Raw genomic sequence first — 21,904 nt, 5'->3', positions numbered from 1 at the left:
GCTTACTCCATCATCTTCTCAATCGGCAGCACTAAAATTGAGCTGGCACCCAACGCCTTCAATTTTTCCATGGTTTCCCAGAACAGGGTTTCGCTGCTGACCATGTGCATCGCCACGCGAGATTGATCGCCGGCTAAGGGCAGAACGGTGGGACGCTCGGCACCAGGCAGCAGCTTGATCACTTCTTCCAGACGATCGCTGGGTGCGTGCATCATGATGTATTTCGACTCACGCGCTTTAATGACGCCCTGAATACGCGTCATCAGCTTGTCGATCAGTTCCTGTTTCGCACCTGGCATCTCGCCGTCACGCTGAATCAGGACGGCTTTCGAACGATAGATCACTTCGACTTCCCGCAGGCCGTTGGCTTCTAACGTGGCACCGGTTGAAACCAAATCACAAATGGCGTCCGCCAGGCCAGCGCGAGGCGCAACTTCAACGGAACCATTCAACATGCAGGTCTTAAAACTCACATTTTTTTGATCGAGGTATTTTTTTAGCAGGTGAGGATAAGAGGTGGCGATACGCGAGTTGTGCAAGCATTGCGGGCCGGTATATTCATCATCTACCGACATCGCCAGTGACAGGCGACAACCGCCAAAATCCAGGCGACGCAGTGTAAAGTAGCGTGGATCTTCGCCTTGTGCGCGGCGGGTCAGCAGTTCTTCTTCCAGCACGTTTTCGCCAATAATACCGAGGTCGACCACGCCATCCATCACCAGGCCAGGAATATCGTCATCGCGCACGCGCAGAATGTCGATAGGCATGTTCTCCGCAAACGCAATCAGGCGCTGCTGCTGAAGGTTGATTTTAATGCCACAGCGCGCCAGCAGTTCGCGTGAATCATCACTCAAACGGCCAGATTTCTGCATAGCTATGCGTAAACGGGTGTTATCTAACATGGTTCCTGTCCTCTTAATCCTGTCCTGAATGTTTCGGTTGCGTCAGCCCATAAAAAAACCCCCGGAAGACGATCTTCCGGGGGTTCTCTTGCGTTCACACCACTGGAAGATCTTAACAGTCTCCCAGCACACATCGCCTGAAAGACTAGTCAGGATGATGGTGATGATGGTGGTTAAACTGAACGCGTGTCATATAAATTCCGTTGATGAATGAGTATTCATTTATGTGCTAATTAACCTAACCAGGATGAACTCGATTGGCAACCCTTTTTTAACGTTACCTACAGATTCATTTCAGAAAGCACCGAAACTCTTTTGAGCTGGTTTGCAATACGCCTCAGCACTAGTATGAATAACATCTTGATGCGCAAAGCCAGGAGTCAAATATGAAGAAGGTCGCAATAATAGGTTTGGGATGGCTAGGCATGCCGCTGGCGATGGCGTTAACGGCACGCGGCTGGCAAGTGACTGGCAGCAAAACCACACCGGATGGCATCGACGCGGCACGGCGCTGCGGCATTGAAGCTTTTCAACTTGAGCTCACGCCAGAAATGATCTGTGAGGCTGAAGATCTTGAGCCGCTGTTAAACGTGGATGCGCTGGTGGTGACTTTGCCCGCCAGCCGAACGGCCGAAGGTGGCGAGAAATATCTGCAGGCGGTACAAAACGTGGTGGACAGCGCGCTGGTGTATAACGTCCCACGCATTATCTTCACCAGCTCTACATCAGTTTATGGCAATGCTTCCGGCGTGATGCGCGAAAACAGCCCACTTCAGCCAGAAACGGTGGCAGGAAAAACGCTGGTGGAATTGGAAAACTGGCTGCATAACTTGCCGGGCACCAGCGTAGATATCTTACGGTTGTCAGGGCTAGTTGGACCTAAACGCCATCCTGGCCGCTTCCTGGCCGGTAAAAAAGATGTCCCAAATGGTTCACAAGGCGTAAATTTGGTTCATCTGGACGATGTAGTAGAGGCCATTATGCTGCTGTTGCAAACCCCAAAAGGTGGCCGAGTGTTTAACCTTTCCGCGCCAAAACATCCTACCCGCGCAGAATTTTACCCCAGCGTTTCAAAGCAGCTAGGACTTGAGCCACCCCAGTTCTTGCCGACTGAAGGCCAAGACAGCGGCAAACTCATCGATGGCACGCGCATCTGTAACGAGCTGGGTTTTGAATATATTTATGATGATCCGGTTAAAATGCCTTTGGAGTAAAAGACGTTTCATGCTGCTCCGCCTCATAAACACAAAAGTTCTTAATAGCGTCTTATTTATAACGGACAGGAGAACATAACGGGTAGATGAGCCCGAGGAACCTTCCCCCTTGTAGGGGAAGGTTGGATGGAAGAAAGCGAGCACAATTCTGCAATATAAACCCTTACACCCCTAATCGATCCCGTATCGCATACCACACCGCGCCCATCGCGGTTAACGGTACTTTGAATCGTCGTCCGCCGGGGAAGGGTAGGTGAGGTAAATTGGCAAAGGCATCAAAGCGCTCTGCATCGCCGCGCAGGACTTCGCTGATTAACTTGCCAGAGAGATGCGTGCAGGTGACGCCGTGTCCACTGTCGCCCTGCATAAAATAGACGTTATTCTCCAGGCGGCCAAACTGCGGCATGCGCGACAAGGTCAACAGGAAATTCCCGCTCCAGCCAAACGCCAGTTTCACATTCTGCAACTGAGGAAAGGTACGAAGAAGTTTTGGGCGAATAAGTGCTTCAATATCTCGAGGATCGCGCGCACCGTAAACCACGCCGCCGCCGTATAACAGGCGGTTATCGGCGGTAAGGCGGAAGTAATCCAGCAGGTAGTTACAATCTTCCACGCAGTAATTGTTGGGCAGCAGCGACAGCGCCTGATCGCGACTCAACGGCTCGGTTGCGACAATTTGTGAGCCGCACGGCATGCTTTTGCTGCTAAGGCGTGGTTCGACTTTGGTCGGCAGGTAAGCGTTACCGGCAAAAATCACAAATTTTGCTGTGACTTCTCCCTGCGCTGTTTTCACTCGATTCGGCGAGCCATAAACCACGTTCAACGCGGCAGATTGCTCATAGATGCGGCCGCCGTGGCGGCGAATCGCTTCTGCTTCGCCCAGCGCCAAATTGAGCGGATGTAAATGCCCGCCACGCTTATCCAGCAGGCCACCAATATAGCGCTCGGTCGCGACTTCCCGGCGAATGCCGCGTTCATCTAAAAGTTCAAGATCGTGATTACCATATTGCGCCCACAACTTTTTCTGATTGCGCAGGTGGCCCATTTGACGCGCATTCAATGCCGCAAAAATGCCGCCGGGGCGATAATCACAGGCGATCGCATAACGATCAATGCGATCACGGATGATCTCGGCACCTTCAAACATCATGCTGCCGAGCATGCGCGCGCTCTCTTTCCCGTAACGCTGTTCAATCACATCGACGTCACGGCTGTAAGAGTTCACCACCTGGCCGCCGTTGCGACCGCTGGCGCCATATCCGACGCGGGCCGCCTCCAGCACTACCACGTCATAACCCGCTTCGGTCAGGTAGAGGGCAGCGGATAAACCGGTAAAACCGCCGCCGATAATGCAAACGTCACACTGAATACTCTCTTGCAATAACGGCCACGGTTCATGAGGATTGGCTGTTGCAGCGTAATAACTCTCCACGTAATTCATCACAACCTCCTCAAAACGCAATTTTTATTAAAAATTGGCGGGCGTATGGGCACTGATAATGCGACATATGTGATCGGTGGTATTGGTAAAGCTGTGCGGCAAACCGGTGTCGATAACGTAACTTTCACCCGCATATAAATGAAAACTTTGCCCGTTCACCACTAAGGTGATTTCACCTTCCAGCAGCGTGCCGGTCTCTTCGCCGGGATGCCGCAATTTCTCACCCGTGCTGGCACCGGGCTGATAGGTTTCCAGCAGCATGCCCAGTGTGCGGCGGCTCTGCCCGTTATGAATGAGCTTGAGCGACACGCCCTGGCTACCTATCTCCAGTAAATCGTCCGGGCGAACGATGATTTTTGGCGTTAAATCCGCTTTGGCTTCAGAGAAGAACTCCGACAGCGATAAGCCATATACTTTTAATAATTTCTGTAAGGTGCTTACCGCCGGGCTGACTTTATCCTGCTCTATGGTGCTAATTGCGCTGTGTGTTAAACCTGCAAGTTCAGCGACGCGGCGCTGAGACAATCCCAACTCTTGCCGGATTTGCGATAAACGCCTTCCGGGGGCCAGAGTGGCATCATTCATGTTCTCTTTTCCTTGTGGTAACGGATTGCGGCCTGAATAAATCCATCGAACAACTGACGTGACGTTGCCGAGCTTTCCGCTTGCCATTCAGGGTGCCACTGCACCGCCAGGGCAAAGGGATGATGCTGCAGGCTGACTGCTTCAATCAGCCCGTCGGGCGCGCGCGCTTCGATGCGTAATTGTGGACCCAGCTCGCGGATCCCTTGTTGATGCAGTGAGTTTACTGTCAGCGTGGTGCTGTCGAGCAGGTTGCTGAGCAAGCCATCTGGCTCAACCGTGACGGCATGCGCTGACGCATATTGCTGATCAAGCGGCTGAGAATCATCTTCATGATGACGCTGAAACTGGCGATGCTGGCTGATCTGGCGATACAGCGCGCCACCATTGGCAACCACTAGTTCTTGCATACCGCGACAAATGCCGAACAGCGGCATCTTTTTACCCATGGCATGCGTAATCAAACTAAAAGCCAGCCGATCGCGTCCAGGATCGCTATGCAACTCTTTGCCTTCTTCACCATATTGCCAGGGTTCGATATTGCTGGGGCTACCGGTGAGCAATACGCCATCCAAAATCGTCATAGCGTTTTCTAATAGATGAGGGGCGTGCATTAAATGATGGGGCAGGGCAAGCGGGACACCGCCCGAGACCAACACGGCATCAAGATATTTGTTATGCACCGTTTGCGTGGGATGACCGCCTTTATCGATCTGGCACATCGTTACGCCAATCAAGGGTTTGTCAAAAATAATGCCCATTTTTCCCCTCACTTGCTGTTCGAAATATCAACCGAAAAAGCGCAATTGGTGCTTAAGTGTGCAATATTTTGTCAATCTAGCAATCTGTTGCGGGTTCTTCAAACAGATTTGTTACATTTGCACACTTTTTGTGTTGGCGCTATGTTAGAAGGGTGGCTGTTATTTTGAGCATTGCGCAAACCATTTACGGGGCGGGTGAGATCATGACAAACCTGGTAGAAGTAGAAGACTTTACGCGTCATAGCGAAGAGAGACGAACCAGCGCGTTCCAGCTTGAGGTGAAAGCCTGGCTGGAGCGCCATCCTGAAACGCAGTATGTCGACATCTTATTAAACGATTTAAATGGAGTCTTTCGCGGTAAACGCATTCCGGTTTCCGCGCTGCTTAAACTTGAAAAAGGCTGTTACTTTCCGGCATCGGTGTTTGCCATGGATATTCTCGGCAACACAGTAGAAGAGGCCGGTCTCGGACAATCCCTCGGTGAACCTGATAATCTGTGCCTTCCTGTTCTCAATACGTTAGTTCCTTCCGCTTCCGATCCTGAACACATTGCGCAACTGCTGTTAACCATGCGCAACCAAGATGGCACTCCCTTTGACGTTGAACCCCGAAATGTCCTCAATCAACTGTGGCAGCAGCTACGCAATCGAGGCTTGTTTCCGGTGGTAGCGGTAGAGTTGGAGTTCTATCTGGTGGACAAAAAGCGTGATGCGGAAGGCTTTATTCAGCCGCCTTGTTCGCCAGGCAGCGATGAACGTAACATGCAGAGCCAGGTTTACTCAGTGGATAATCTCGACCACTTTGCCGATGTCCTGCGTGACATTGATGAGATAGCCAAACTGCAGGGCATTCCTGCCGATGGCGCGCTGGCAGAAGCGTCACCAGGCCAGTTCGAAATCAACCTTCATCACACTCGCGATGTGCTGCAAGCCTGCGATCACGCTATACAGCTAAAACGCCTGATACGTCAGGTGGCCGAAAACCACGGTATGACCGCAACCTTTATGGCTAAACCTTATGAAGAGTATGCGGGCAGCGGTATGCACGTACATATCAGCATGCTGGACGCCGCCAATCACAACGCTTTTGCCTGTGATGACGGCAGCGATTCGCCGCTGCTCAAACGCGCGCTGGCGGGAATGATTGATCTCATGCCCGCATCAATGGCGCTGCTGGCACCTAACGTTAACGCTTTTCGGCGGTTTGTACCGGAAGCCTATGTGCCGTTGCAGGCATCGTGGGGCCATAACAATCGTACTGTGGCGCTGCGCATTCCCTGTGGCGATGTCGAGAATCATCGCATCGAATACCGGGTTGCTGGCGCGGATGCCAATCCCTATTTAGTGGTTTCGGCGATTTTAGCCGGCATGCTGCATGGATTGGATACGCAACTGCCGCTACCGCATCCGGTGACTGGCAACGGTCATGAAGCAGAAGGTTTGGCGATTCCTATACGTCAAAGCGATGCTTTATATGAGTTCGAGCAGAGCTATCCGCTGCAAAAATTATTAGGCGAGCGCTTTGCCAAAGTTTGGTACAGCTGCAAGAATTATGAGCTGATGCAGTTCGAGCGGTTGATCACTGCCACCGAAATTGACTGGATGCTTAAAAATGCCTGAGTAATATTTTGCATTTGGTGCCGCAACATCTTGTGCTGAGCCAATTGTTTGAGGCAGAATATGCGCGCTGCAAAAATGACATATAACCGACGCTTACCGCGCCGGTTATTTTTTTTGCACATTGTTTTTACTGACAGGTTTTCGCTGACTTAACCGAGGCCGGGCACGCACCCGGATAGATAAACACTGAAAACACGCTTAAGCGTGAGATTGAGGATTCAAAGATGGGGATGTTTTCCACACTGCCAGCCTATGCTGGTACGCGTTTTCGTGATGACTACGGCGCCACGCGTTCTACACACCTTACTCCCTGTCGCATCTTGCGCAGTTGCCCCGTGACTCAACCTGGCCAGGTTGTCGCACAGGAGGCAATGAAGCATGTCGCTTAATACCTCTGCAGCACCTCAGCGTGCGCATCTGAAAAAATCGCTGACCTTACTTCCGGTCGTCATGATGGGCTTAGCCTACATGCAGCCTATGACCCTTTTTGATACGTTTGGTATCGTCTCTGGGTTGACCGATGGTCACGTTGCCACCGCTTATGCGTTTGCACTGATTGCGATTCTGTTTACCGCCGTGAGCTACGGTAAGCTGGTACGCCGCTTCCCCTCTGCGGGCTCCGCTTATACCTACGCGCAAAAGGCTATCAGTCCGCACGTCGGGTTTATGGTGGGCTGGTCATCTTTGCTGGACTATTTGTTCATGCCGATGATCAACATCCTGTTGGCAAAAAACTATTTTGAAACACTGGTGCCCGGCATTCCTTCGTGGATTTTTGTCGTGATGCTGGTGGGCTTCATGACGCTCTCGAATCTCAAAGGCATCAAAACCGTTGCCAACTTCAACAGCATTATTGTGGTGCTGCAGGTTGTGGTTATGGTCGGTATCACTGTGATGGTGATTTACGGCGTAGCAAACGGCGAAGGCGCGGGCACCTTGACCAGCAGCAAACCTTTCTGGTCAGAAAATGCCCATGTCGTGCCCATGATTACCGGCGCGACGATACTCTGCTTCTCCTTCCTTGGCTTTGATGGAATCAGTTCCCTGTCGGAAGAGACCAAAGATGCAGAACGCACCATTCCACGCGCGATCTTCCTGACGGCGTTGATTGGTGGTGTAATCTTTATCATTGCCTCGTACTTTTTGCAGCTTTACTTCCCGGACATTACCCGCTTCCAGGACCCGGATTCGTCACAGCCAGAAATCATGCTGTTCGTTGCCGGTAAAGCGTTGCAGGTCGGCATCCTGATCTTCTCGGTGGTCACGGTGCTGGCTTCAGGTATGGCGGCACATGCAGGCGTTTCACGTCTGATGTATGTCATGGGTCGTGATGGTGTGTTCCCAGAGCGCTTCTTTGGTTACATCCATCCGAAATGGCGTACACCGTCTCTGAACGTACTGCTGGTGGGTGCGGTTGCCTTGATGGCGATTAATTTCGACCTGGTCACGGCAACAGCGCTGATTAACTTCGGCGCGTTAGTGGCGTTTACCTTTGTGAACCTATCGGTGATTGCGCAGTTCTGGATCCGTGAGAAGCGTAACCGCACGCTGAAAGATCACTTCCAGTTCCTGGTACTGCCGCTGCTCGGTGCAATGACGGTCGGTGCACTGTGGATCAACCTGGAAGAGAGTTCGATGGTTCTGGGCCTGATTTGGGCAACTATCGGTATTCTGTATCTGGCGTTTGTGACTCGCAGCTTCCGTAATCCGGTGCCGCAGTTCAGCGAAGAGATTTAAGTAAACCGCTCTATTCTTTTAAGTGCGAGGTCGTTTGTCCCCCACCTCGGTCCTCCCCCATACATGGGGGAGGAAGACCTGCACTATGCGAGTATTGAAGCTGCATGTGGCAGCGTCTCCTTCCCCCGCTTCGCGGGGGAAGGCTGGGATGGGGGACAGCGCGCAGATGACGTCGTTTGTCCCCCACCTCGGTCCTCCCCCATACATGGGGGAGGAAGATGCTGCAAAATGCCCACTCTGTACCTGCATGTTGCAGCGTCTCCTTACCCCGCAATCATCAGTTCCCATTCTCCTTTATTGAGCGATTCCCGCGCCGCACCACTTAGCTGTTTATCCGTAATAATGGTGTCGAACTGCGCCAGCGGCAGAGCTAAAAACGTTGCGATTTTGTTGTACTTCGAGCTGTCGCTCAGTAACACGCGCTTGCTGCTCACTTCACTGACCGTCTGCTTCACCGTCACTTTGTCTTCATCTGGCGTGAACAACCCGCGCGGTCCCCAGGATGACGAGGAAATAAACGCGATATCGATCGCCAGATGACGCAAACTGCGCGCGGCCGCTTCCCCCACGCAAGAACGATTTTCCCGGCAAACTGTGCCGCCTGTGTGAATTACCCGACAGCTACTGGCCTCCATCAGCAAATTCGCCACCATGAAATCATTGGTTACCACCAGCAAGTCATCACGATCCACCACCTCACGTGCCAGCGCCAACGTGGTGGTGCCAGCATCCAGATAGATACAGCTGTTACGCGGAATATGTTGCGCGGCTAATCGACCAATCGCATTTTTTTCATCGTTAAACAGGGCCGTTTTCGTTAGATGCGAAGGTTCCGCCGCCAGCCGATCGGCTGATCGCACACCGCCCGACACCGACAGCACTGCACCTTGCTCTTCCAACTTTTGCACATCACGACGAATTGTCATATGTGAAACACCGAGTCGATCGGTCAGTTCGGCAATACTCACTACGCCACGCTCGCCAACCAGCGCCAAAATTTGTTGATGTCGTTCGACGGGAATCACATCGGCTCCTTGAAAGTTATCATTTTTTCACATTGTAAGGGTTTTACTCTTTAACGCGAATAGAAATTTCTTAGCCTGACAGGGACGATAATGGCTACATATCCGCTTACAGCAAGGCTTGAGCGAGAATGTTCTGCTTTGTGAATATTTGTTGTTTTCGCGGTATGAAGTTATTTTTTGTGAGTTGGCGCGCATTTTTTCGCCCGACAACCTGTCAGGATTAACATCAACAAACAAATAATCACTTAATTTAACAGCGGAGGCCTACGGTGCCAGTCTCAAATATCTGTGTTATCGGTTTAGGTTCAATGGGAATGGGTGCAGCGCAATCGTGTATCCGTGCAGGTTTAAACACATGGGGCGTGGATCTCAATCCCGCTGCACTGGAAACACTGCGTCAGGCTGGCGCACGTGACGCACAAACCTCCGCTGACAGCTTTGTTGATCAGCTCGACGCGGTGTTGCTGCTGGTGGTCAATGCCAAACAAGTCAACGCTATTCTTTTTGGTGAAAACGGTCTGGCAGCAAAGCTGAAGCCCGGCACGCTGGTAATGATCTCTTCTACTATCTCGGCACAAGACGCGCAGCAGTTTGAGCAAAAACTGGCGGAACACCAGTTACTGATGCTGGACGCGCCGGTATCCGGTGGCGCAGCCAAAGCTGCCACCGGCGACATGACGGTAATGGCATCGGGCAGCGAAGCGGTGTTTGCACAACTGCAGCCCGTGCTGGATGCAGTCGCGGCGAAAGTCTATCGCGTGGGCAATGAAATCGGCCTTGGCTCTACCGTTAAAATTATTCACCAGCTGCTGGCTGGCGTGCACATTGCGGTGGGCGCGGAAGCGATGGCGCTGGCAGCGCGCGCAGGCATTCCACTCGATACCATGTATGACGTGGTAACCAACGCTGCCGGAAACTCCTGGATGTTTGAGAACCGTATGCGTCACGTCGTGGATGGCGATTACAGCCCCAAATCGGCTGTCGATATCTTTGTAAAAGATCTCAACCTGGTCGCTGATACCGCCAAATCATTGCATTTTCCGCTGCCTTTAGCCTCAACCGCACTGAATATGTTTACCGAAGCCAGCAACGCAGGCTATGGCCGTGAAGATGACAGCGCGGTGATCAAGATTTTCAGCGGCATTACGCTGCCACAGGCGCAGGAGAAAGCATGATGCGTTTGGGTGTGATAGCTGACGACTTCACCGGTGCGACCGATATCGCCAGCTTTCTGGTGCAAAACGGTCTTCCTACTATTCAGTTTAACGGCGTGCCGGATAACAGTGATGTGCTGGACGCGCAGGCAATTGTGATTAGCCTGAAGTCACGTTCTTGCCCGGTTGAGCAGGCCATTGATCAGTCGCTGGCTGCTTTGAAATGGCTGCAACAGCAAGGTTGCGAACGTTTCTACTTTAAATATTGCTCCACGTTCGACAGCACAGCACAGGGCAATATCGGCCCGGTGACCGATGCTCTGTTAGCAGCGTTGGATGAAACGCAAACGGTGATCTGCCCGGCGCTGCCGATTAATGGCCGCACGGTTTATCAAGGGCATCTGTTCGTGGGTGAGCAGCTGTTGTCCGAATCGGGTATGCGTCACCATCCGGTCACACCGATGACCGACAGCAATTTGCTGCGATTAATGGAGCGTCAGGCAAAAGGCAAAGCGGGGCTGATTGCCGCACCCATCCTCGACCAAGGCGCAGCGGCGGTGCGAAGCAAGCTTGATGAACTGCGTCAGCAAGGCATTAACTATGTGGTGATCGATACCTTAAATGAGCAGCATCTGCTGACCCAAGGTGAAGCGCTGCGCGATATGCGTTTGGTTACCGGAGGTTCAGGTTTAGCGATCGGCCTGGCGCGTCAATGGGCGCAAGCAGGCAGCGATCGCCGCGAGGCGGAAGAGGCGGGGCGTCCGCAAGGCAGCCGTGCCGTGGTGATTTCCGGTTCCTGTTCGCAGATGACCAACTGGCAGGTCGCGACTTATCGCCAACAAGCGCCAGCCCAGGAAGTGTTAGTTGAACGCTGTCTTGACGATGCAGAAAGCTACGCGCAACAGCTGTGTGACTGGGTTGAAGCAAACAGCCATCAGCCGTTAGCGCCGCTGTTATTCGCCACCGCAGATGCGCAACAGCTGCAAGCTATTCAGCAGCAATACGGAGCACAACGCAGCAGTGAAGCGGTGGAATCACTGTTTGCCGCGGTAACGCGAGAATTAAAAGCACGTGGCTGGCAGCGCTTTATTGTTGCGGGTGGTGAAACATCTGGCGTGGTAGCGCAAAGCCTGGGCGTGACCGCTTTTCACATCGGCCCAACTATTTCGCCTGGCGTGCCATGGGTACGCGACATCCAGCAGCCGCTTTCACTGGCGCTGAAGTCCGGTAATTTTGGTGATGAGCAGTTCTTCCGCCGCGCACAAACGGAGTTTTCCCATGTCTGAGCAATTTTCTTCGAGCGAACAGCAAGCCCGTCTTGAGATGGTGAAGTTGGGTGCCTCCTTTTTTCAGCGCGGTTACGCGACAGGATCTGCCGGTAATCTGTCGCTGTTGCTGGAGGATGGCAATCTGCTCGCTACACCGACCGGTTCTTGCTTAGGTGAACTGGATGGTGATCGCTTATCAAAAGTGACGCTGGAAGGCGAATGGATTTCGGGCGACAAGCCTTCAAAAGAGATCGCATTTCACCGCGCGCTCTATCTGAATAATCCCGACTGCAAAGCGGTGGTGCATCTGCACAGCCATTACCTGACGGCGCTCTCCTGTCTGCAAGGATTGGATAGCGAAAACTGTATTCAACCGTTCACGCCTTATGTGGTGATGCGGGTTGGCGATGTGCCGGTAGTGCCCTATTACAAGCCGGGCGATCAGCGTCTGGCGGACGATTTGGCGCAACTGGCGGGAAAATATCGCGCCTTCCTGCTGGCAAATCACGGGCCGGTGGTGGTCGGTAAATCGCTGCGTGAAGCAGCAGACAACACCGAAGAACTGGAAGAGACCGCACGGCTGATGTTCACGCTGGGTGACCGTGCCATACGTTATCTGACAGATAGCGAAGTGGCGGAATTAAGGAGCCGATAATGCCAAAGTTTGCTGCTAATTTATCTACTCAATTTAACGAAGTCCCGTTTTTAGCGCGCTTTGCTGCTGCCGCCGAAGCCGGATTTGAGGCGGTGGAATTTCTGTTTCCCTACGATTATCCCGCTGCGCAGTTGAAACAGCTGTTGGATGAGAACCAGCTCAAACTGGTACTGTTTAACACCGCTGCCGGTAACGTAGCGGCGAGTGAATGGGGTGTTTCTGGCATTCCTGGCCGCGAAGTTGAGGCCAAAGCGGACATCGACCGTGCGCTGGAATACGCGCTGGCGCTGGCGTGCCCACAGGTGCACATCATGTCTGCGACCGTGCCAGAAGGCGCAGATCGTCAGGCATATGTTGATACCTTTATCAGCAATATGCGTTACGCCTCCGAACAGTTTGCACCGCACAACATCACCTTGCTGATTGAAGCGCTGAACCCGAAAACCAAACCGAATTATCTCTATTCCAGCCAGTATCAAACGCTGGAAATGGTTAAGTTGATTGATCGGCCTAATGTCTTCACCCAGCTCGACCTGTTCCATGCTCAGCTGGTGGACGGCAATCTCAGCCACTTAATTCGCCACCACGCAGGCCGTTATCGCCACGTGCAGATCGCCTCGGCGCCCGATCGTCACGAACCGGATGAAGGTGAAATCAATTATCCCTATCTGTATGCATTGCTGGATGAGGTCGGTTACGACGGCTGGATCGGCTGCGAATATATTCCGCGCGGCAATACGCAAGAAGGCTTGGGTTGGTTTAAAGACTGGCGTACCCGCCGCTAAATCCTTTTAAAAAGACCACATCGGTTAATTTGCAATCGATGTGCGTCGCTTTGTACCTAAAATCCACCAGTTAGAAATCTTCAAAATATTTAAATTGCTGAAAAATATAAATAATTAGAGGTCTGCCGATGTCCACTACCTTCTTGTTATCCATCGCGCTAGTCAGCGTGATATTGCTGTTACTTCTGGTGATTAAAGCCAAAGTTCACCCTTTTATTGCTTTATTGATCGCAAGCTTATTTGTGGCGATCACTACGGGCATCCCTGCTGAAAACATCATGAAAGTGATACTCGGCGGCATGGGGAGTTTGCTGGGAAGCATTGCGGTAATCATCGTTTTAGGGGCGATTCTGGGGGCGATTATCGAAGCTTCAGGCGGCGCTGATGCGCTGGCAAACCGTTTCGCCAGGCTATGTGGGCCGCAACGTATGGTGGCAGCATTAACCATTGTCGCCTTCATTCTGGGCTTACCCGTATTTTTCGATGTCGGTTTTATCATTGTCGTGCCACTGATTTATGGTTTTACCAAAGTGATGCGCGTTTCACCGCTGAAGTTTGGTTTACCAATGGCGGGAATGATGTTGATGGTTCACGTTACGGTGCCAACACATCCAGGCCCGGCGGCGGCGGCGGGATTACTGAATGCTGATTTGGGCTGGTTGATGATGTTGGGTATCGCGATTTCAGTGCCAGTGGGCGTCGTCGGTTATTTCGCGGCAAAAGCGTTAAACCGCAAAAAATATCATCTTTCAGTACAGGTCCTTGAACAGCTGCAACTGACGGAATCGGCCGATCACGCTTCATCGACACGTGATAAAAACGTGCCGGGCGCCATGTTGATCGCCAGTTTAATTGTTCTGCCGATTTTGTTGATCATGTTGGGAACATTACTGCCTCCACACCTGACACCAGGCAGTTTGCCGTTAAAAGTCCTGACCCTAATAGGGTCGCCAGGTATAGCGTTGCTGATTACGTTGTTGCTGGCATCCTGGCTGCTCGGCTTGCGTCGTGGCTGGACCACAGAAAAGCTAGAAACACTGTCGAATAAGGCGATTTCAACTGCAGCAGGGGTCATTTTGGTGTCAGGCGCGGGGGGTGCGTTTGGTAAAGTGCTGGTGGAATCTGGGGTAGGTAAAGCGCTGGCCGGTTCACTGCAAACCATACATCTTCCCTTGATCCCTGCTGCCTTTATTTTGTCGTTGGCACTGCGTGCTTCACAGGGATCAGCTACAGTAGCAATCGTAACCACGTGTGGATTATTAAGCACCGCCGTGACGGGGTTAGGCGATATGCAGCTGGTGCTGGTGGCGCTGTCAGCCTGCTTCGGCGCATTAGGTTTATCTCACGTCAACGACTCTGGATTCTGGGTGGTAACGCGTTATTTAGGTTTGTCGGTAGCGGACGGTTTGAGGACCTGGACAGTGCTAACCACGTTGATGGGATTATGTGGTTTTGCCCTGACCTGGTTAGTGTGGGCATTTATCTAGATTTGTCGCTGCATATCGAAGCGTCTCCTTCCCCCGCTTTGCGGGGGAAGGTTGGGAAGGGGACAGCGCGCCTCGCACTCAACTCAACATCAGTCGCACGGACTTTAAGAAACCAGTTCTTGCGCATATAAATAGAGCGCTTTCAGTTGCCCCATTTTTTCCTGATCCGCCTCATGCAAACTCGCCAGCGACTCCAGCTCCAGTAAAAACGCCTGCACTTTCTCAGGATTCAACACTTCACGACGATGCTGTAACCAGCGCTGTTGCTCGGCATCATCCAGCGTGCCGGGAAAGTTGCGGGCACGATAGCGGAACAGTAATTTCAATACGCGCGCGCTTTCAAAGGTCAGATCCATTGCCGGCAAGTTCTGCGGTGTAGTCTGGCGAATAATATTCATACCCGCTCGATCCGCGTCGCTAAAGAAACCGTCATAGAGCTGTGCGTCGACATCCTCTGAGGGCGTAAACGGCTCCGCTTCGGCAAACAAAGTGACTGCTTTCTCTCGCACATCAGGTTGCTGGCGCAGCAGCGCAAGGTTAGCCAGACAGCGATCGCGATCAATCCCCAAACGGTCTGCATCTTCAGGACGCAAGGTATTCGCCGGGGCCAGCACCGGGCATTTATTAATATGCACCAGCTTGATGGGCACCGAGGCTAATTCACCCAAGTCGCTTTTACGCATATACAAACGCTCGCGTAGCGTGTCGGCATCCAACTCCAGCAGCGGCGTCATGTCACCCGCCAGATCAACCACGATCAGGGCATTACGATTATCGGGATGCCAGGCGAGCGGCACAATCCAGCTGGTATTGCCGCGTGCAGCCCCGAACATGCCGGAAACGTGCACCAGTGGTTTCATTTGCGGGATGTCAATTAATGTCATGAGTTTGTTTTTGTTGCGATGCGTAAACAAAAATTCAAACAGTTTGGGCTGCTTCTCTTTTACCAGCTTCGCCATCGCCAGCGTGGCGTAGACGTCAGACATCGCATCGTGGGCATTTTCATGCGCGACGTCGTTGGCCTTCGTCAGGTGTTCCAGGCGGAAACTGGGAAAGCCATCTTCATTTTCTGGCCAGTTGATGCCGTCAGGGCGCAGCGCATAGCAGGCGCGCATGACATCAAGCAGATCCCAGCGCGAATTGCCGTTTTGCCAACTCCAGCCGTAGGGATCAAAGAAATTGCGGTAAAAAATATTGCGCGTCACTTCGTCGTCAAAGCGCACGTTGTTATAGCCCACCACACAGGTTTGCGGCTCGGTAAACAGCGTATGAATACGTTCGGCAAACTCAACTTCGCTTACACCGCGCGCCATGGCGATTTGCGGTGTGATACCGGTGATCATGACCGCTTCCGGCTGAGGCAGATAATCATCCGGCGGGCGGCAATAGAATACCTGCGGTTCGCCAATCGGGTTGAATTCACTGTCGGTGCGCAAGCCAGCGAACTGGGCCGGGCGATCCAGCGAAGGACTGGTGCCAAAGGTCTCATAATCGTGAAACAGAAAAGTTAAATCCGAGGGCACATCGTTGTCCTGTATAGAGGAAAAACCAGTGCTCAGGATAGTCTCCTGCGTCCGTCAGCACAACTGCGTCGCTGTGCGATGCGAGGCAAGTCGCTGCGATCATACTTTTTTTCAATTTAATTAAACCTTCTCAATGCTTTTGCCGTAAAACGTGCGGCTGTTCTGTTTCGTAACCCATTTATGCAATTAAGGATGAAGTGTTGAAAAGGCGTCTGTTGATCACTGTAACTGCTACTGTTTTTTGGGCATCGCTGGCACACGCCGACGACATGCCGTTTCCTCTGACGCCGCCTGCCGTTGATGCGGCTTCATGGGTCTTAATGGATGCCACCACGGGACAGGTATTGACCGCCGGAAATCCTGACGAGCGCCGCAATCCTGCCAGCCTGACCAAACTCATGACCGGCTACGTCGTCGATCGCGCTATCGATCAAAAGAAAATTACGCGTGATGACATCGTAACCGTCGGTAAAGACGCATGGGCGGCGGGCAATCCGGTCTTCAAAGGTTCATCACTGATGTTCCTTAAGCCTGGCGACAAGGTAAGCGTGCGGGATTTAAGTCGCGGCGTCATCATCGATTCCGGGAACGACGCCTGCGTGGCGCTGGCCGATTACGTGGCGGGCAGCGAAGAGAGCTTCGTCAAGATGATGAATCACTATGTCGACAAGCTCGGATTACAGAATACCCATTTTGAAACGGTGCACGGTTTGGATGCGCCAGGTCAGTTCTCTAGCGCGCTGGATATGGCAAAGCTTTCACGGGCCATTATCGATGGTGAACCCGATTTTTATGCCATGTACAGCGAGAAAACGCTCTCCTTTAACGGCATTACGCAAAATAATCGTAACGGCCTGTTGTGGGATAACAACCTGCATGTTGATGGTCTGAAAACCGGTCACACTGAAACGGCGGGTTTTAATATTATCGCTTCCAACGTGGTGGGAAAACATCGGTTGATCGCGGTCGTCATGGGCGGCAAAAGCCCAAAAGGGCGCGAAGAGCAGGCGCGTAAACTGCTGGTTTGGGGCCAAAATACGTTTGATACCGTACAACTGTTCCATGCGGGTAAGAAAATTGGCAGTGAAAACGTCTGGTATGGCAATCCGCATCAGGTTGATGTCGGCACTGCGAATGACGTTTACCTCTCATTACCGCGCAGCGAAATTAAGAATGTGAAAGCAAAATACGTTCTCAATCGCAATGAGCTAGATGCGCCGCTCAAAGCCAATGAAGTGGTCGGCGAGATTCAGGTGATGGATAAAGATAAACAACTGGCGAGTTATCCGCTGGTTACGCTAAAAGCAGTAGATGAAGCTGGCATCATTACGCGCATCAAAGATTATCTGAAACAGAAGCTCTGAACCGCGTTTGTGGCATAACGCAAGGTGCGCCGCAGGCTGCTGTGGCAGAGTGGGCGCATCTAAAGCCACAAACAGAGGAGAGGAGATGGACGTTAAAATTGTAGAACGTACCGCAACGCCTTGGGTCGGTTTTCACCTGGTTGGGCCTTTTGAAGAGACCGCGCCAGAAGGATTTACACGCTTAACGGCATGGGCCGGGCAGCAAGGGATCAGCGGCGAATGGATGGGAATTTACCACGGTAATCCCAATAAAGTTGCGGCATCGCAGTTGGAAATCGATACCGTGATTGGTGTAGAGGCTGATTTCGATTTGCCAGCCGCTGAAAATGGACCGCACAAAGGCGTGCTGGCGGGGGGCAAATATGCGGTGGCGCGCGTGATTGTGGAAGACGGCGACTTTGCTAAACACTGGCTGACACTGTTTGAGCAATGGTTGCCGACCAGCGGCTGGCAGGTAGATGATCGTCCTTGTTTTGATCACTATCTTAACGATGGTTCGCAAAGCGGCGTCTGGGACGTTGATCTCTACATTCCGGTTAAAAAATAATTTAGTGAAGATAATATAAGAAGGGCAGCCAAACGGCTGCCCTTCTTATATTGTGCTTTCAGGTTATTACTTGCGGTTATTGCAAACCCTCCTTCATCTTTTTAACGTCTCCGGCATCGACCGGCGACGCAGCATTACCCCAGCTGTTGCGAATGTAAGTCAGCACCGCTGCTATATTCTCATCGCTTAAGGTTCCGGCAAACGCGGGCATTGCAGGTGCAGTTGGACGGACATCTGTCTCTACGCCACGGCTTCCTGCGAGCACCACGCGCATCAGTGAGGTAGCATCCGCTTGATTAAGCAGTGGATTATCTGCCAGTTGCGGGAAGATATTTTTCTCACCACGCCCGCCAGGGCTGTGACAGGCTGAACATTTGGCTTCGTAAATAGTGGCACCCATTTTCATGCGTGCATCACTTGCCGCCAGCGGCTCAGGTTTCTCCTCATCGCTTTTCTCACCTTCTTTCAGGTAAACCGCAACCGCATTGAGATCGTCTTCATGCCAGTGTTGCGTGGAGTGGCGCACCGCATCGGCCATCGGCCCGGAAGCAATATCAAAACGATTCACGCCGGTACGCAAATAACTGACAATATCCTGCTGTGTCCACTTACCTAAACCGCGGTGATCGCTAGCGGTAAGATTGGGCGCATACCAGCCTTCAACCACTTCGCCGCCGAGCAGATCACTTTTGTCTCCGCCTAACAGATTTTTCGACGTATGACAGGTGCCGCAATGGCCCAGCCCTTCCACCAGATACGCGCCGCGATTCCATTCCGCTGACTTGTTCGGATCGGGCTTGAATTCACCTTGGGTAAAGTTGATCCAGTTCCAGAACAGCAAACTGGTGCGGATGTTGAACGGAAAGGGCAATTGATTGGTTTCAACCGGATGATCGATCGGTTGCAGCGTTTGCATCCATGCCCACAAATCTTGCAAATCCTTTTCCGACATTTTGGTGTAGGCAGTAAACGGCATTGCGCCATACAAGCGTTTACCGTTGTGGCCTACACCTTCATTCATGGCGCGACGAAAATCATCGTAGCTCCAGTTACCAATGCCGGTTTCGCGGTCTGGTGTGATGTTAGCGCCCACCAGTACACCAAACGGCGTTTGTAACTTTACGCCACCGGCAAAAGGCTGTTGTTCATTGCTGGTGTGGCACGCCGTACAATCGCCTAATGTGGCGATGTAATTGCCACGGGCGATTTGATCATACTCCGGCTGCGCCTGGGTATTAAAGCTCAGCGCCATCAGCAAGGCAGCGGCGGAGAGAAGCGGTGATGTTTTCATGCGCTGATCATCTCCCCCGGACGTTTTAAATAGTGCTGACGAATATCGTGGGCCGCTTTGAAAGCCAGCGCGCCGACGGTGCCAGTGGGGTTGTAACCGGGATTCTGCGGAAAAGCCGAGGCGCCCACCACAAACAGATTCGGGACATCCCACACTTGCAGATGTTTGTTCACCGAGCTGGTGCGCGGATCGGCACCCATGATGAATCCACCGACCACGTGGGAAGATTGATACGGCACGCTGCTCCAGTGTCCGGTCATCGGCTTGACGATCATTTCACGCGGGTTCATCGACTTAGCAATCTCCGCTACCTTGTTGGTGCAGTACTGCGCCATCTTCAGGTCGTTTTGCGCAAAGTCGAAGGTGATGCGCAGCAGCGGGCGACCATGCGGATCTTTGTAGTTGGGATCCAGCGACAAATAGTTGGTGCGCGTGGTGTAGCTGCTGGCTTCACAGCCAATCGACATGGTGCTGAGGTAGTTATCTTTCAGCGTCTGCTTCCACTTCGATCCCCACTTCGGCGTGTTGGGCGGTAAAGGCCGATTACCAATCGGCGCGGCACCAATCGGCGTGACGCGAATACTGCCGCCGCCAAAGAAGCCAAGCCCGCTGTGATCGAAGTTATCGTTATTGAACTCGTCGATGCCCATGCCAACCGCACCCGCACCGATAAAGGGGTTGAAGTTCTTGTTATCAAAAAACAGCGTTACGCCATTGGCAGTTTGGTAAGCGTAGTTGCGCCCGGTAGTGCCTTTATTAGTGACCGGATCGTAGGCTTCGCCAATGCCAGAAAGCAGCATCAGTCGCACATTTTCAAAGGTAAAGGCCGCGACAATGACAATGTCAGCAGGCTGCTCCCATTTATCGCCAGAAGAGTCGATATAGGTCACGCCGGTGGCTTTTTTACCGCTGGAATCGGTCAGCACTTCCAACACTTCGCAGCTGGTGTAGGCGGTGAAATTCGGTTTACGCATCAGCGCTGGCAATATCGTGGTAATGGCGCTGGCTTTTGAATAGTTAGCGCAGCCGTAGTTGGTACAAAAGCCGCAGAAGGTGCACGGGCCCATCGTGACGCCATAGGGATTGGTATAAGCTTCGGAAACCAGCGAAGAGGGCACCGGAAAAGGCTTATAGCCAAGATTTTTGGCGGCGTCTGCAAACAGCGTTGGGCCATAAGGCTGGCGCAGCGGAGGCGTAGGGTATTCACCCGACCTCGGCCCTTCAAACGGATTCCCGCCTTCGCGCACGTCGCCATTGATATTGCCTGCGCGTCCTGAGGTGCCCGCCACACGCTCGAACTGCATATAATGCGGCTCCATCTCTTCCCAGGTTGTCCCCCAGTCTTGCAGCACCAGCTCATCAGGCATCGCGGCAGCGCCGTATCGATCGGTCAGGTAGGATTTAAGATGGAACTCGTGGGGCTGAAAGCGGAAGGTAATCCCAGCCCAGTGGTTACCCGCGCCGCCCGTGCCGTTGCCGGGGTGAAACGATCCCCAGGTGCGCATCGGTAACGCCGTTTGTGACGGATTATTGCGCATGGTGCAGGTATTTTGTTTGGTGCGCAGCATTAACTCTTCGCGCATCACATAGCGCAACTCATCCGTGACGGTGCCGATGTTAAAATCGCGTGCAGTATCGCGCCACGGCCCGCGTTCAATACCGATCACGTCCAGTCCTTCATCCGCCAGTTCATTGGCAATGATCGAACCCGCCCAGCCGAGTCCAATCACCACGACGTCTGTTTTAGGCAATTTTTTCATGATTTATCCTTTCGCTTTCCATTGCGCAATGCTGATCGGTTCAAGGTGCAAGTCTTCGTTATGTCGCTCGATATAGTCGCGATAGTCATAACGCGCGCCTGGGAATCCCAGCATTTTCCACGACACCATCTCTTTGTTGCCGCCATAAATCGGGTCGGCAAAAAAGCCTTCCATGGTGTTATTCAACACTTCCAGGAACAGCGATTGGGCATCGAACCCATCAAAATGCACTTTACCTGCTTCCATATCGTGCAGCAGCGCGTCTTGCTGTTCTGGCGTTAGGTCAGCGAAGTTTTTCTGCGAGGTGGTTTGCACATAGCGGTTGAGTGCGGCTAAACCTTGACGATAACGCTGCTGCGGCACCAAAGCGGATTGGTCGCCCTGTTCGCTGGTGCCTTTCTGGAAAGGGCCTTCCATGTAGAGGCGCTCGAACGTGCCGTAAGACCCCTTGAGCTGGCGATCAATAAACACAGCACAACCCGCTTCTTTACCGCCAATGCTCAGTTCATCGTTGGGGATCAAGCGGTCTACCAGCGCTTCTACCGTGCGGGCTTCTTCATCGGTAAAAAACAGCCATCCTTGTTGATCAAAGGTTTCGGGCGGGTTGTCACTAAACGGCGTCCAGCCGGGCGATCCTTTCAACGACACGGCATCGGCGGCCTGGCTCACGCTGGCGGCAACGCCTAGCGCAGACCACGTCAACACTTGCCGTCGCGTGACTCCCGGCAGGGTTTTGGCTCTTTTTTTCATGATGCTTCCTTAATCAATGTTAAATAAAAAATGAAACTC

General features: G+C 52.6%; 20 protein-coding genes and 1 other annotated feature. Of the genes, 10 read left to right on the top strand and 10 right to left on the bottom strand.

Annotated features, from left to right (window positions below):
- Positions 1-2 precede the first annotated feature (2 nt).
- Together hisG and hisL are read right to left on the bottom strand one after the other, a co-directional pair.
- Entirely contained in the window at positions 3-902 is a 900-nt protein-coding gene (gene hisG, locus SC127_RS16690) for an ATP phosphoribosyltransferase (RefSeq protein ID WP_215846300.1), read from the bottom strand.
- Positions 903-951: 49 nt separating this feature from the next.
- Positions 952-1,072, bottom strand: a sequence feature (His leader region).
- Entirely contained in the window at positions 1,048-1,095 is a 48-nt protein-coding gene (hisL, locus tag SC127_RS16685) for a his operon leader peptide (protein WP_100396937.1), read from the bottom strand. (Overlaps the previous feature by 25 nt.)
- A 193-nt stretch (positions 1,096-1,288) precedes the next feature.
- Between hisL and SC127_RS16680 the strand changes: the two genes are divergently transcribed.
- Positions 1,289-2,116 (top strand): SDR family oxidoreductase, encoded by an 828-nt coding sequence (locus tag SC127_RS16680; protein WP_332627164.1) that lies wholly within the window; start codon positions 1,289-1,291, stop codon positions 2,114-2,116.
- Positions 2,117-2,279: 163 nt separating this feature from the next.
- On the opposite strand, the gene SC127_RS16675 is transcribed toward SC127_RS16680, so the two are convergent.
- The 3 genes from SC127_RS16675 to puuD are packed head-to-tail and all read right to left on the bottom strand — an operon-like array spanning position 2,280 to position 4,900.
- Positions 2,280-3,557 carry an NAD(P)/FAD-dependent oxidoreductase gene (locus tag SC127_RS16675; RefSeq protein WP_215846327.1) on the bottom strand — a complete coding sequence of 426 codons (1,278 nt, stop codon included), beginning with the start codon at positions 3,555-3,557 and terminating at the stop codon, positions 2,280-2,282.
- A gap of 27 nt (positions 3,558-3,584) precedes the next feature.
- Positions 3,585-4,142, bottom strand: a complete 558-nt coding sequence (gene puuR, locus SC127_RS16670; RefSeq protein ID WP_243077611.1) for an HTH-type transcriptional regulator PuuR — start codon at positions 4,140-4,142, stop codon at positions 3,585-3,587.
- Positions 4,139-4,900 carry a gamma-glutamyl-gamma-aminobutyrate hydrolase gene (gene puuD / locus SC127_RS16665; protein WP_243077612.1) on the bottom strand — a complete coding sequence of 254 codons (762 nt, stop codon included), beginning with the start codon at positions 4,898-4,900 and terminating at the stop codon, positions 4,139-4,141. The genes puuR and puuD overlap by 4 nt, the downstream gene beginning before the upstream one ends.
- 203 nt (positions 4,901-5,103) lie before the next feature.
- Here puuD and SC127_RS16660 point away from each other — a divergent pair, with 203 nt between their 5' ends.
- Both SC127_RS16660 and SC127_RS16655 read left to right on the top strand, forming a co-directional pair.
- Positions 5,104-6,519 carry a glutamine synthetase family protein gene (locus SC127_RS16660; RefSeq protein ID WP_252515248.1) on the top strand — a complete coding sequence of 472 codons (1,416 nt, stop codon included), beginning with the start codon at positions 5,104-5,106 and terminating at the stop codon, positions 6,517-6,519.
- Positions 6,520-6,897: 378 nt separating this feature from the next.
- On the top strand, positions 6,898-8,256 hold the full coding sequence (locus tag SC127_RS16655; RefSeq protein WP_215846332.1) for an APC family permease: 1,359 nt from the start codon (positions 6,898-6,900) through the stop codon (positions 8,254-8,256).
- Between the two features lie 263 nt (positions 8,257-8,519).
- On the opposite strand, the gene ygbI is transcribed toward SC127_RS16655, so the two are convergent.
- The gene (gene ygbI / locus SC127_RS16650) at positions 8,520-9,281 is read right to left on the bottom strand and encodes a DNA-binding transcriptional repressor YgbI (RefSeq protein ID WP_215846333.1); all 762 of its coding nucleotides are present in this window, start codon (positions 9,279-9,281) and stop codon (positions 8,520-8,522) included.
- Positions 9,282-9,550: 269 nt separating this feature from the next.
- Here ygbI and ltnD point away from each other — a divergent pair, with 269 nt between their 5' ends.
- The 5 genes from ltnD (at position 9,551) to SC127_RS16625 (ending at position 14,630) form a co-directional block, all read left to right on the top strand.
- Positions 9,551-10,456: an L-threonate dehydrogenase gene (ltnD, locus tag SC127_RS16645; RefSeq protein WP_215846335.1), complete on the top strand. Its 906-nt coding sequence runs from the start codon at positions 9,551-9,553 to the stop codon at positions 10,454-10,456.
- Positions 10,456-11,721, top strand: a complete 1,266-nt coding sequence (otnK, locus tag SC127_RS16640) for a 3-oxo-tetronate kinase (protein ID WP_279233947.1) — start codon at positions 10,456-10,458, stop codon at positions 11,719-11,721. The genes ltnD and otnK overlap by 1 nt, the downstream gene beginning before the upstream one ends.
- On the top strand, positions 11,714-12,358 hold the full coding sequence (gene otnC / locus SC127_RS16635; RefSeq protein ID WP_332627163.1) for a 3-oxo-tetronate 4-phosphate decarboxylase: 645 nt from the start codon (positions 11,714-11,716) through the stop codon (positions 12,356-12,358). Before otnK ends, otnC begins: the two co-directional genes overlap by 8 nt.
- The gene (locus SC127_RS16630; RefSeq protein WP_215846338.1) at positions 12,358-13,143 is read left to right on the top strand and encodes an HPr family phosphocarrier protein; all 786 of its coding nucleotides are present in this window, start codon (positions 12,358-12,360) and stop codon (positions 13,141-13,143) included. The genes otnC and SC127_RS16630 overlap by 1 nt, the downstream gene beginning before the upstream one ends.
- A 128-nt stretch (positions 13,144-13,271) precedes the next feature.
- Entirely contained in the window at positions 13,272-14,630 is a 1,359-nt protein-coding gene (locus SC127_RS16625; RefSeq protein ID WP_215846340.1) for a GntP family transporter, read from the top strand.
- A 104-nt stretch (positions 14,631-14,734) separates the two neighbouring features.
- On the opposite strand, the gene sbcB is transcribed toward SC127_RS16625, so the two are convergent.
- Positions 14,735-16,153 carry an exodeoxyribonuclease I gene (gene sbcB, locus SC127_RS16620; protein ID WP_332627161.1) on the bottom strand — a complete coding sequence of 473 codons (1,419 nt, stop codon included), beginning with the start codon at positions 16,151-16,153 and terminating at the stop codon, positions 14,735-14,737.
- A 200-nt stretch (positions 16,154-16,353) separates the two neighbouring features.
- Between sbcB and dacD the strand changes: the two genes are divergently transcribed.
- Both dacD and SC127_RS16610 read left to right on the top strand, forming a co-directional pair.
- Positions 16,354-17,517, top strand: coding sequence for a serine-type D-Ala-D-Ala carboxypeptidase DacD (dacD, locus tag SC127_RS16615; protein ID WP_215846425.1), 1,164 nt, complete (start codon positions 16,354-16,356; stop codon positions 17,515-17,517).
- A gap of 85 nt (positions 17,518-17,602) precedes the next feature.
- Positions 17,603-18,064, top strand: coding sequence for a GyrI-like domain-containing protein (locus SC127_RS16610; RefSeq protein WP_243077617.1), 462 nt, complete (start codon positions 17,603-17,605; stop codon positions 18,062-18,064).
- A gap of 76 nt (positions 18,065-18,140) precedes the next feature.
- Here SC127_RS16610 and SC127_RS16605 read toward each other — a convergent pair whose 3' ends face one another.
- The 3 genes from SC127_RS16605 to SC127_RS16595 are packed head-to-tail and all read right to left on the bottom strand — an operon-like array spanning position 18,141 to position 21,865.
- Positions 18,141-19,355 (bottom strand): cytochrome c, encoded by a 1,215-nt coding sequence (locus tag SC127_RS16605; protein WP_332627160.1) that lies wholly within the window; start codon positions 19,353-19,355, stop codon positions 18,141-18,143.
- Positions 19,352-21,118: a GMC family oxidoreductase gene (locus SC127_RS16600; RefSeq protein ID WP_243078479.1), complete on the bottom strand. Its 1,767-nt coding sequence runs from the start codon at positions 21,116-21,118 to the stop codon at positions 19,352-19,354. The genes SC127_RS16605 and SC127_RS16600 overlap by 4 nt, the downstream gene beginning before the upstream one ends.
- Positions 21,119-21,865, bottom strand: coding sequence for a gluconate 2-dehydrogenase subunit 3 family protein (locus tag SC127_RS16595; protein ID WP_332627159.1), 747 nt, complete (start codon positions 21,863-21,865; stop codon positions 21,119-21,121).
- Positions 21,866-21,904: the final 39 nt, after the last annotated feature.

Origin of the sequence: Pantoea sp. T14 (genome assembly GCF_036663535.1) — a bacterium.
In the GTDB taxonomy this organism is placed as follows: Bacteria; Pseudomonadota; Gammaproteobacteria; order Enterobacterales; family Enterobacteriaceae; genus Pantoea; species Pantoea phytostimulans.
This window is presented reverse-complemented; position numbering and strand designations above follow the sequence as displayed.